The sequence below is a fragment of the Pseudoclavibacter sp. RFBG4 genome, assembly GCF_002931515.1.
Taxonomy (GTDB): domain Bacteria; phylum Actinomycetota; class Actinomycetes; order Actinomycetales; family Microbacteriaceae; genus Pseudoclavibacter.
This window is the reverse complement of the sequence record NZ_PSYC01000004.1, coordinates 29,879-40,082: the sequence shown is the minus strand read 5'-3', so window position 1 is coordinate 40,082 and position 10,204 is coordinate 29,879. Positions and strand designations below refer to the sequence as shown.

Annotated in this window: 11 protein-coding genes; 2 read left to right on the top strand and 9 right to left on the bottom strand. The window is 70.5% G+C overall.

What is annotated here, in order from left to right; all coding sequences use genetic code 11:
• Positions 1–3: 3 nt before the first annotated feature.
• From C5E10_RS01220 to C5E10_RS01210, 3 genes are read right to left on the bottom strand one after another with little or no spacing between them, the layout of a single operon-like run.
• Positions 4–612 carry a 2'-5' RNA ligase family protein gene (locus C5E10_RS01220; protein ID WP_104330087.1) on the bottom strand — a complete coding sequence of 203 codons (609 nt, stop codon included), beginning with the start codon at positions 610–612 and terminating at the stop codon, positions 4–6.
• Between the two features lie 18 nt (positions 613–630).
• Positions 631–1,524 carry a dihydrodipicolinate synthase family protein gene (locus C5E10_RS01215; RefSeq protein WP_258070949.1) on the bottom strand — a complete coding sequence of 298 codons (894 nt, stop codon included), beginning with the start codon at positions 1,522–1,524 and terminating at the stop codon, positions 631–633.
• A complete protein-coding gene (locus C5E10_RS01210; protein ID WP_104330086.1) occupies positions 1,517–2,236 on the bottom strand; it encodes an NUDIX domain-containing protein in 720 nt (239 codons plus the stop codon). Before C5E10_RS01210 ends, C5E10_RS01215 begins: the two co-directional genes overlap by 8 nt.
• 253 nt (positions 2,237–2,489) lie before the next feature.
• Here C5E10_RS01210 and C5E10_RS01205 point away from each other — a divergent pair, with 253 nt between their 5' ends.
• Both C5E10_RS01205 and C5E10_RS01200 read left to right on the top strand, forming a co-directional pair.
• Positions 2,490–3,071, top strand: coding sequence for a nitroreductase family protein (locus C5E10_RS01205; RefSeq protein WP_104301009.1), 582 nt, complete (start codon positions 2,490–2,492; stop codon positions 3,069–3,071).
• A 156-nt stretch (positions 3,072–3,227) separates the two neighbouring features.
• Complete coding sequence (locus C5E10_RS01200; RefSeq protein ID WP_104330090.1) at positions 3,228–4,007, top strand: isocitrate lyase/phosphoenolpyruvate mutase family protein; 780 nt, start codon at positions 3,228–3,230, stop codon at positions 4,005–4,007.
• Positions 4,008–4,128: 121 nt separating this feature from the next.
• On the opposite strand, the gene C5E10_RS01195 is transcribed toward C5E10_RS01200, so the two are convergent.
• From C5E10_RS01195 to C5E10_RS01170, 6 genes are read right to left on the bottom strand one after another with little or no spacing between them, the layout of a single operon-like run.
• Positions 4,129–4,833 carry a GntR family transcriptional regulator gene (locus C5E10_RS01195; protein ID WP_104330084.1) on the bottom strand — a complete coding sequence of 235 codons (705 nt, stop codon included), beginning with the start codon at positions 4,831–4,833 and terminating at the stop codon, positions 4,129–4,131.
• A gap of 9 nt (positions 4,834–4,842) precedes the next feature.
• A complete protein-coding gene (locus C5E10_RS01190) occupies positions 4,843–6,216 on the bottom strand; it encodes an MmgE/PrpD family protein (RefSeq protein ID WP_104330083.1) in 1,374 nt (457 codons plus the stop codon).
• Position 6,217: 1 nt separating this feature from the next.
• Positions 6,218–7,369, bottom strand: coding sequence for a CaiB/BaiF CoA-transferase family protein (locus C5E10_RS01185; protein WP_104330082.1), 1,152 nt, complete (start codon positions 7,367–7,369; stop codon positions 6,218–6,220).
• The gene (locus tag C5E10_RS01180; RefSeq protein WP_104330081.1) at positions 7,366–8,205 is read right to left on the bottom strand and encodes a CoA ester lyase; all 840 of its coding nucleotides are present in this window, start codon (positions 8,203–8,205) and stop codon (positions 7,366–7,368) included. Before C5E10_RS01180 ends, C5E10_RS01185 begins: the two co-directional genes overlap by 4 nt.
• The gene (locus tag C5E10_RS01175; RefSeq protein WP_104330080.1) at positions 8,202–8,732 is read right to left on the bottom strand and encodes a MaoC family dehydratase; all 531 of its coding nucleotides are present in this window, start codon (positions 8,730–8,732) and stop codon (positions 8,202–8,204) included. The genes C5E10_RS01180 and C5E10_RS01175 overlap by 4 nt, the downstream gene beginning before the upstream one ends.
• A gap of 8 nt (positions 8,733–8,740) precedes the next feature.
• Entirely contained in the window at positions 8,741–10,186 is a 1,446-nt protein-coding gene (locus tag C5E10_RS01170) for an aldehyde dehydrogenase family protein (RefSeq protein WP_104330079.1), read from the bottom strand.
• Positions 10,187–10,204 lie beyond the last annotated feature (18 nt).

The following is a 10,204-nucleotide window of genomic DNA, read 5'->3' as shown; positions in this document are numbered from 1 at the left end:
GGGTCAGGAGCCGCCCAGCAGCTGGACGGTGCCGACGCGCGCATCCCAGAGCCGAAGCTCGGTGGCCAGTGCGTGCAGCGGCGCCAGCTCGAGTGCAGAAACCGCCCGCTCCAGGTCGGCGAGCTTCAAGCGCCGGGCGAGCGTCACGTGCGGCGTCCAGGCCCCTGGCACCGTGTGCGGCAGGTCGACTGCGACCTCCGCGTCGCCTGCACGCGCGTACAGCTCGGCGTGGAGCTCGAGCAGGCCAGCGGATGGCACGACGCTTCGGGCCAGGACGGCGCGCGTTCCGGACGTGAACAGCTGCGGCCCGCCGAGCGTGAGGGCGATCGGCAGCCTGGCTGCTGCATCCCGGACGGCATCGACGTCGAGCAGCGGCGGCCCGCCAGGACCACCCTGACCGGAAGCCGCGTCAGCAGGCGCACTCTCCCCCTCGCCCCGCACCTCATCTGGCGAGGCGCTGCGAACGAGCAACGACAGGTGCGGACGGTTGCTCGCCCCGGTGTGCGCGCCCATGCTGGACACGCCCAGCTCCTGCAGCACCCGCCACTCCTCCCGGATCTGCGTCTCCGTAGCGGTGTCGAACAGCAGCTCCAGGCTGACGATGTCACTCACGGCCCACGCTCCAGCACCTCAGAGAGCGCGGAGAGCGCCGGAGACCGCTCGCTGCCCCGCGGCGTCGAGCTCGTGGACTGGCCGCGGAAGGTTCACGGTCGGCACGAAACCGAGCTGGGCGGCGATGGCGGATGCGACCCGGTAGCTGCCGTGCGCGCGGAACAGCTCCCACAGCGGGTCGAGCCGCGCGGAGAGGCTCATCGCGAGTTCCGCTTCCCCGCCGAGGGCGGCTCGCGTGATGGCGAGGCAGGGCTCGGGCAGGACTCCCGCGAGCACCGAGTACCAGACGTCGCAGCCGCCGAGCAGCCCGGCGGCCGCGTACGGGTCTCCGCTGATGCCGACGGAGATGGGCGAGCCGACCTCGTCGCGGAGGGCGGTGACGCGGGCGCTCACCTGGGCGACGTCGAGGGACGCCGGCGGGATCTTGATGGATCGCACGAGGTCGAGGCCGGCGATGCGCGCGTGCAGGGCGTCGCTCACGACGATCCCGGTGGTGGTCGGGTTGTCGTAGACGATGATCGGGATGCCCGAGGTGGCGGCCACGTCCTCGTACAGCCCGTACACCTCGTCTTCGGTGAGGGGTTGGTAGGAGACGGGGGCCAGCAGGACAGCCGAGGCCCCCGCGTCCTCCGCGGAACGCAGGTTCTCGAGCACGTCGCGGGTGCGGAGGGCGCCGATGCCGACGATGACGGGCACGGCGCCAGCGTGCTGGACGGTGAGCTTCGCGACGGCTGCCCGTTCGGCGAGGTCGAGGTAGGCGTAGCTGCCGGTCGAACCGAGGGCGCTGATGGAGTCGACGCCGGCCGACTGCAGCCGTTCGACGAGCGCCGCATAGCTGGCTGCATCGATGCCCGTCGATGTGACGGGCGTGAGAGGGAAGGCGCTGACGCCCTCGAACAGCGAATCAGACATGGGCTCCCCCTTGGGCGTCGGCGTTCGCGGCGGGCCACGGCAGGTTCAGGGCGGCCCAGTGCAGGAGGAGCACGGTCTTGGCGTCCTGGATCTCACCGCTGGCGACCATGCGAAGCGCCTCATCGAAGTCGAGCGCGACGGATTCGATCTCCTCGCCCTCCTCCTCGACGCCGCCGCCACCGGTGACCGGGGCGCTCGCCGACCAGGGAGCCGCGAAGAAGTGGATGCTCTCGGTCACGGAACCCGGGCTCATGAACAGCTCGAAGACCGGCGTGACCTCGCCGACGACGACGCCGAGCTCCTCCTCGGCTTCGCGGCGGATGGCGTCTTCCGGCGAGTCTCCGTCGAGGAGGCCGGCCGCGGTCTCGAGCAGCATGCCGTCGGGGTGCCCGTTGACGTAGACGGGGTAGCGGAACTGGCGGCCGAGCAGCACTTTCCGGCTCTCGAGGTCGTACAGGAGGATCGTGGCGCCGTTGCCGCGGTCGTAGGTCTCGCGCTGCTGCGTCGCCCACTCGCCGTCGCGTCCGCGGTAGCGGAACGTGGTGCGACGCAGCACGTGCCACCCGTCGGAGGTGACCTCGACGTTCTCGATCTCGACGTTCGGGTTGCGGGTCAGCTCGCGACCGGCCTGGTCGAGCCCGGTGCGGCCACGGCTGTCGGGCACGTCGACGCCGAGGTGACCGTGGGTGAGTGCGTGCTCGTGAGACGACATGGCCTAACGATGCTTCATGCGCCCAGCGAGAGCAAGACGGGCGGCGTGGGAACTTCTCGAGCGCGTCGACGATCGCGACGAGGTCGGCCGGGCGAGCTCTCGGACCGACGAGCCTCGTCGGTGCAACGCGGCGTCATGTAACCCGGCGGTCCCAGGTCGCAGGAATAGCTTGCAGGTACAAGCGGTTGTTGACCTTCGGGTGGCAACGACCACGCCCCACAGACCCCGCGCATCGCGCATCGAACGGAGACCCATGACCGAGCAGCTGACCGTCCGCAACGAGACTTCCGTCCCCATCCTCGATGCCCTCTCCGACCGCTGGAGCCCCCGCGGCTTCGACGCGAACCACGCCATCGCGGACGAGGACCTCACGGCCATCTTCGAGGCGGGACGCTGGGCTCCGTCGGCGAGCAACACGCAGCCAACGACGCTCGTCGCCGGAGTCCGCGGCACGGCGACGTTCGACAAGATCTACGGCACGCTCATGGAGTTCAACCTCGCCTGGGCCGACCGGGCCTCCGTGCTCATCGCGGTCACCGTCGAGCACGAACGCGACGGCAAGCCCCTGCGCTGGGCCGAATACGACGCCGGCCAGGTCGCCGCACACCTCTCGATCGAGGCGCAGTCGCGCGGCCTCCACACGCACCAGCTGGGTGGCATCCACGTGGATGCCCTCGCCGAGGCCCTGGAGCTGCCTGCGGGCCGCACCCCGATCACGGTCATCGCCGTCGGCCAGCACGACGACTCCGACGCCGTGAGCGAGGAGATCCGTGCCCGCGACAGCTCGCCCCGCTCGCGCCGGGAGCTCAGCGACTTCGCCCAGATCGAGCGCTGAGCGCGACGGATCGCAGCGGGCGCCGCCGCATCCCGGCTCGCCCCAGCCGCGTGGCGTATACACGTTGACGGCGGAAGTCCCCACCGCCGGTTCCGGGCACTGAGCCCCGACACCGCAGGACCCCACTTCATGACAGCAGAAGCAGAGGACAGCACGATGACACATGTCAGCACCGCCGACCGCGCCAACCGTTTGGCTGAACTTCACCAGGCCCCGGAGATCCTCCGAGTCGTGAACGTGTGGGACGCGATCAGCGCCCAGACGGTCGCGGCCCTCCCGGAGACGCAGGCCATCGCGACCGCGGGCCACTCGATCGCGGCGTCGTACGGGTACCCGGACGGCGGCATGTCGCTCGACGTCGCCCTCGCTGGGGCGAAGGTCATCGTGGATGCGGTGGACCTGCCCGTCACGGCAGACCTCGACGACGGCTACGACGACCCGGCGGAGACCATCCGTCGCGCGATCGGCCTCGGCATCGTCGGCGCGAACGTCGAGGACCGCCTGCGGCCGTTCGACGAGTCCGTCGCCCGCGTCGCCGCGATCATCCGCGCCGCTGAAGCCGAGGGCGTCAACTTCCAGCTCAACGCCCGCACCGACGCCATCGCGCGCGGCGGCGAGCGCCCCATCTCGGAGAGCATCGACGACGCCATCGCGCGCGGTCGCGCGTTCCTCGACGCGGGTGCGCCCCTCGTCTTCGTCCCCGGCGCAGTCACCCGCGAGACGGTGGAGCCGCTCGTCGAGGGCCTCGGCGTCGGCAAGCTGTCCGTCATCGGCCTCCCCGGCGCGCTCACCGCCGCCGAGTTCCAGGAGCTTGGCGTCGCCCGCGTCTCCTACGGACCGCTCACGCAGCGCGTCGCCCTGCGCGCGCTGCGCGACCTCGCCATCGACCTGTACGGCAACGGGGTCATCCCGACCGACACCCCGGCACTCAACTAGGCGCGAGCATCCACGCCCCCCGAGCGGAGCGAGATGCAGAGCGGACTTGTGGTCGTCAACCCTCAAGGTTGACGACCACAAGTCCGCTTTCGGCGTCTGGGAGCGGGGGCCGGGAGGGGGATCAGGTTTCGGGGAGAGATGCTGAGGCCGTCGCCGATCTGAAATGCGCGGCCAGCAGCTCCCCGGAGTGGATGATGTGCTCGCTCGCGGCATACCTCGCCGCCTCCGCGTCCCTGGCCTTGATGGCGTCGATGATCTGCGTGTGGTCCGCGCGAGTCGCCTCGGGCCACCCCTCGATCTGCGCGTAGAAGTTGCGGGGCACGTACTTCGAGAAGAGGGCGACGAGCCAGCGGAGCCTCGGAGCATCCACGATGTGGTTGAGCAGGTGGTGGAACTCGTTGTTGCGCGCCTCGAGCGCTTCGACGTCCCCGCGCACGGCCGCGGCGAGCAGCTCGTAGTGCAGGGCCTCGAGCACTCGCAGCTGCTCATCGGAGATACTGCGCGCGGCACGCGCGGCGAGCTCTCCGGCCACGGTGGCGTGCACGAGGAAGACGTCTTCGATGTCCGCAGCCGTGATCGGATGCACGCGGAACCCCTGGCCGCGCACGCCGTCGACGAAGCCCTCCACGCGGAGCGACTGCAGCGCCTCGCGAACCGGAGTCGCCGACACCTTCAGCCGTTGCGCGATCTCGTCGATCTGCAGGGACTCCCCTGGCAGGAGCACCCCCGAGATGATGCGCTCTCGGAGGTACTCGGCCGCGAACGAGCGCATGCTGCCGTAGCGACGGGCTGCGTCTTCGAGGCGTTCGTCGGGTGGGAGCGGCACGGGAACATCTTACTGAGCGGGCAATTCGGGCTGCGGCATGGCTTCCATGAGCTCCGCGACGGATGCGGTGCGGTCGCGTTCCACGAGCGCCCAGAGCTCGTTCGCGCACGTCTCGCCGACGAGCCCCCTCGCCTTCACGTGAAGGTCCGGTCGGGATGCGCGTGCGCCGGGCGAGCCGCGGTAGGCGTTCGTCGAAGCCTCGTGCACGGTGCCGTCCGTGAAGGTGACCCGCACTTCGGCGGTCCAGTCTGCCGGGAACGCCGCTTCGACCGCAGGCGAGGTCACACATCTCACCTTCCTCATGAGCGGGAGCAGCTCGTCCGCGAGCTCCGCCGCCCGGTCGAACTGGTCGACGGTCGCTGTGCCCGTGGTGAGCGCGAGCGCTGCGCCGAACGGCATGTTGAACTGCGCATCCACGGCCGATTCGACGCGCAGCTTCGCGTCTGCTGGCACGCTGACGAGGCGGGCGCCCGCTTCGATGACGGCCACCTCGACATCGTCGACGTCGTCCGCGGACAGGCCCGGCCGCTGCGAGGCGACGTCGAGGAGCAGGTCGATGTTGCCGTGCATGTAGCGGCAGCAGGGGTAGAGCTTGATGCTCGTCCTCCAGGCGTATTCGCCTGGCGTGATGGTGCGCACACGATCGGGATGGAAGCCGTCGCCGTAGTTCGCGAGGAACCCGTCGCGTCCTTCGAGGGCCGCTGCCGGCGCGACGAAGCCGACGGCGGCGAGCCGGGTCGCGCGGATTCCGACGGCCGCGGCGTGACCCGCGTTGAGGCGCTTCGTCCAGGCACCGTCGGAGAGGAACTCGAGCGAGCCCGCCGCGAGGTTCGAGGCGAGGCCGATGGCGTCGACCGCCTGCGCTTCGTCGAAGCCCAGGAGGCGGGAGACGGCCGCGGCGGCTCCGATGGCGCCCGCGACTCCGGTCGGGTGGAAGCCGCGGCCGTAGCTCTCGGCGGCTCCGAGGACGACCCCGATGTCGCACATCACGTCGTACCCGACGACCGCGGCATCGAGGAGGGCACCGTAGCTCGCCCCGTGCTCTTCCGCGGCGGCGAAGAGCGCCGGGAACAGCACCACGGCGGGATGCAGGGACGCCTCCTCGAAGGTGTCGTCGAGCTCGAGTCCGTGGGCGGTGATGCCGTTGACGAGCGCCGCATCCTCCGCAGACAGGCGAAGCGCAGCCCCGAGCACGGACGACGGCGCGACGTCCGAGGCGAGCCCGGCGTAGGCGTCGCGTGCGGCTCGGGCCGACTCGCGTCCGCTGCCTCCGAGCGTCACGGCGAGGGCGTCGAAGAGCAGCGCGCGCATCCACGCGGAGCGCTCCTCGTCGAGGTCCACGGGGCCGAGGGCATGCTGCGCGTAGCTTCGAGCGAGTGACATGTCAGTTCCGTTCTTCGGTGGCGGCGAATTCGCGCCGGATCCGGTCGGTGTGCTCGCCCGTGTCCGGCACGGGCTTCATCGCCGGCCGGTAGGAGCCGGCCGTCACGGGGGGAAGGAGCGAGCGGGCTGAACCCCCTGGGGTCTCGACCTCGACCCACCTGTCTCGCTCCGCGAGCTGCGGATGCGCGGAGAACTCCGCCATCGTCCGCATGCGCGCGTTGGCGATCGCCAGGGAGTCGAGGCGTCGGATCACCTCATCGCTCGGGGTCTCGGCGATCGCCGCTCCGATGAGCTCGCTGAGCGCGTCCCGGTTCGCGACCCGATGCTCGTTGAGGCTGAACCTCGGGTCGTCGGCGAGCTCAGCCGCCCCCAGGACGTCGCGGCAGAAGCCCGCGAACTCGGTCTCGTTCTGGATGCCGATGAACACGGTCCCGTCTGAGGCTTCGAACGGGCCGTACGGGGCGATGGTGGCGTGGGATGCACCGTGCCGCTGGGGCGGCCGGCCGCCGTACTCGGCGAACAGGTAGGGCTGCTGCATCCATTCGCCGAGCGCCTCGAGCATGGAGACCTCGATGCGGTCGCCGACACCGGTCCGTCCGCGCTGGATGAGCGCTGCGAGCACACCGGAGTACACGTACATGCCCGCCGCGATGTCGGCGACGGAGGCCCCGACCTTCGATGGCTGCTCCGGGGTGCCGGTCACCGAGAGGAGGCCGGCTTCGCACTGCACGAGGAGGTCGTAGGCCTTCTTGCGCGTGTAGCTGCCGCCCGTGCCGTATCCGGAGATCTCGGCGTAGATGAGTCGGGGGTTGCCTGCCGCGAGTGCGTCGTAGCCGAGGCCGAGGCGGTCGAGCGCGCCTGGCGCGAGGTTCTGCACGACGACGTCGGCGGTCGCGGCGATGCTGCGGAAGAGCTCGGCGTCCGCCTCGTCCTTGAGATCGAGCACAACCGATTCCTTGCCGCGGTTGAGCCAGGCGAAGAAGCTCGATGTGCCGTGCACGGTGGAGTCGTAGCGGCGCGCGAAGTCGCCACCTGCACGCTCGATCTTGATGACGCGGGCGCCGAGGTCGGCGAGCTGTCGCGTCGCGAAGGGGGCGGCGACCGCCTGCTCGACGCTGAGCACGGTGATGCCGTCGAGCGGCCTGCCGTTCACGATGCCTCCCCGACGGCGGCGAGCATGCGCCGCGCTCGCCGCAGCACGGGCGCGTCGACCATGGCCCCGTCGACCTGCACGGTGCCGGAGCCTGCGCCGACCACGCGGCGGGCCCAGTCGATCTGGGCGTCGGTCGGCCGGAACGCCGAGGCGATGGCGGGCAGCTGGGCGGGGTGGATGGCGAGCATGCCGCCGAAGCCGAGGGCGACGGCGTGCTTGGCGGTGGACTCGACGGCCGCGACGTCACGGATGCTGGCGCTCGGGGATTCGACTGGGGCTGGTGCCCCGGTGAGGCGCGAGACGAGGACCAGCTCGACGCGTGCCGCATCGAGCAGCGGGCCCGCGTCGCCGCCCGCGTCGACCGCGAAGTCGAGCGCCCCGAAGGCGAGGCGCACGTCGAGCTCGGGCTCACCCGGGCCGCGGGTCACGAGCGTCTCCGCGGTACGAAGGCCGCGCACGGTCTCGACGAGTGCGAGGATCGGCACGCCACCCGAGGCGTCGCTCACCTGCCGGAGGTGGGCCCTCGACTCGGCCTTCGGCACGGCGACGCCAGCGAGGGCGCCGGGCGACCTGGCGGACACGTCCTGCAGGAGCGCGAGGTCGGGCGCGCTGTCGCCCGTGTCCGCCGGGTTGACCCGCACGAGCACACGACCGGGTTCGGCCGTGGCCAGCAGATCCCGGATGGCGGTTCGCGCCCGTTCCCGGTTGTCGGCCGCGACCGCATCCTCGAGGTCGAGGATCACCAGGTTGGCCCCGGAATCCAGCGCCTTCGAGAAGCGGTCGGGCCGATCTCCCGGGACGAAGAGCAGCGTCTGCGCTGCCGCGAGGGCGCTCATCGCTCGATCGCGTCGGGCAGCGACGACTCGTCGGGGCGCGGCGTCGGTGACACGGGCAGGAACCCGCGTCTCGAGACCATGAACGTGCGTCGGAAGCTGATGACGATGACGCCGTCCTGGTTGTACCCCTCGGTCGCGACCTCGACGATGCCGACCGAGGGGCGCGAGCGCGACTCCCGGAGCGACAGCACCTTGGAACGCGACGAGATCGTGTCTCCCACGAAGACCGGATGCGGGAGCCGAACCTCGTCCCAGCCGAGGTTCGCGAAGACGTTCATGGACAGATCGATTGTCGATTGCCCGGTGACGAGGGAGAGCGTGAAGCAGGAGTTCACGAGGATCCGCCGGAACTCGGTGCTCTCCGTGAGGCGCGCGTCGACGTGCACCTTCGCGACGTTCTGCGTCATGAGGGTCGACGTCATGTTGTCGTCCTCGGTGACGGTCTTGGAGAACGGGTGGTAGTAGAGGTCTCCTGGGGTGAAGTCCTCGAAGACCCGCCCCGTCCACCCTTCGACGATCTGCGTCATGATGCTCCCTACAGTTTGACGATGACGGTCTTGGTCTCGGTGTACGCGTCGAGCGACTCGACGCCCTTCTCTCTGCCGTAGCCGGACTTCTTGAAGCCGCCGAACGGGTACTCGACGCCGCCGCCCGCCCCGTAGGCGTTGACGTACACCTGCCCGGCCTCGACGCGCGCGGCGAGGCGGTGTGCCCTGGAGATGTCGCGGGTCCAGATCGCCGCCATGAGCGCGTAGTCGGTTCCGTTGGCGATGCGGACCGCCTCGTCCTCGTCGGCGAAGGTCGTGGCGACCAGCACGGGGCCGAAGACCTCCTTCTGCGCGATCTCGGAGCTCGGGTCGACGTCGGCGATGAGCGTCGGGGCGAAGAAGGCGCCGGCCCCGTGCCCGTCTGGCACGTGCCCGCCGGTGATGACGCGGCCGTCGGCGCCGTCGACGAGGCCACGCACCCGGTCCTGCTGCTTGACGGAGACGAGCGGGCCGAGGTCGCGGTCGTCGGAGCCCGGGCCGATGGTCACCCGCTCGAAGGAGGTCTTGAGCTTCGCGAGAAGCTCGTCGGCGACATCCTCGTGGACGATGAGTCGTGAGCCCGCCGAGCAGGTCTGACCCGCGTTCTGCAGGATGCCCTTCGTGATGAACATCGTCGCCTCATCGAGGTCGGCATCGGGGAACACGACGTGGGGGCTCTTGCCCCCGAGCTCGAGCACCGCCGGGATCACGTTCTGCGCGGCCGCGGTCGCGATCGACGTGCCGACCGCGGTCGATCCGACGAAGCCGATGTGGTCGATGCCCGGATGCTCGGCGAGCGCGGCACCGACCTCGACCCCGATCCCGGTGACGATGTCCAGCACCCCGGCGGGGATGCCGACCTCGACCGCGAGCTCCGCGATGCGCACCGCGGTGCGGGGCGTCTCGTCGGCCGGCTTCAGCACCACGGTGTTGCCTGTGGCCAGGGCGGGCGCGACGGCCCGACCGAAGAGCTGCATGGGGTAGTTCCAGGCGATGACGCTGCCGCAGACGCCGAGCGCCTCCCGCCGCGTGTACACGTGGAACGCCGGATCGACGGGCAAGGACAGGCCGTAGTAGGAGTCGATGGCCCTGCCGTAGAAGGTGAAGTACCGAGCAGCGACCGTCGCATCCGTTCGCGCCTGGGTGAGCGGCTTGCCCGTGTCCTGCGATTCGAGCAGTGTGAGCTCCTCGCGGTTCGCGATGATGGCCGCCGCGAGCGCCTGCAGCAGGTCGGCGCGCACCTCCGGCTTGGTGGCGGCCCATCCGGGTTGCGCGGCCCGGGCGGCTGCGACCGCGGCATCCACGTGGGAGGCATCGCATCGCGCGGTGAGGCCGAGCACCTCCCCCGTCGCCGGGTCGATGTTCTCGTAGCTGCGCTCGGAAGCTACGCGCTCGCCGCCGATATAGGCCGTCGTCGTGGCAGCTCCCGACGCGGTGTGCACTGATTGGGACATGTCTCTCCTGGAATCTCT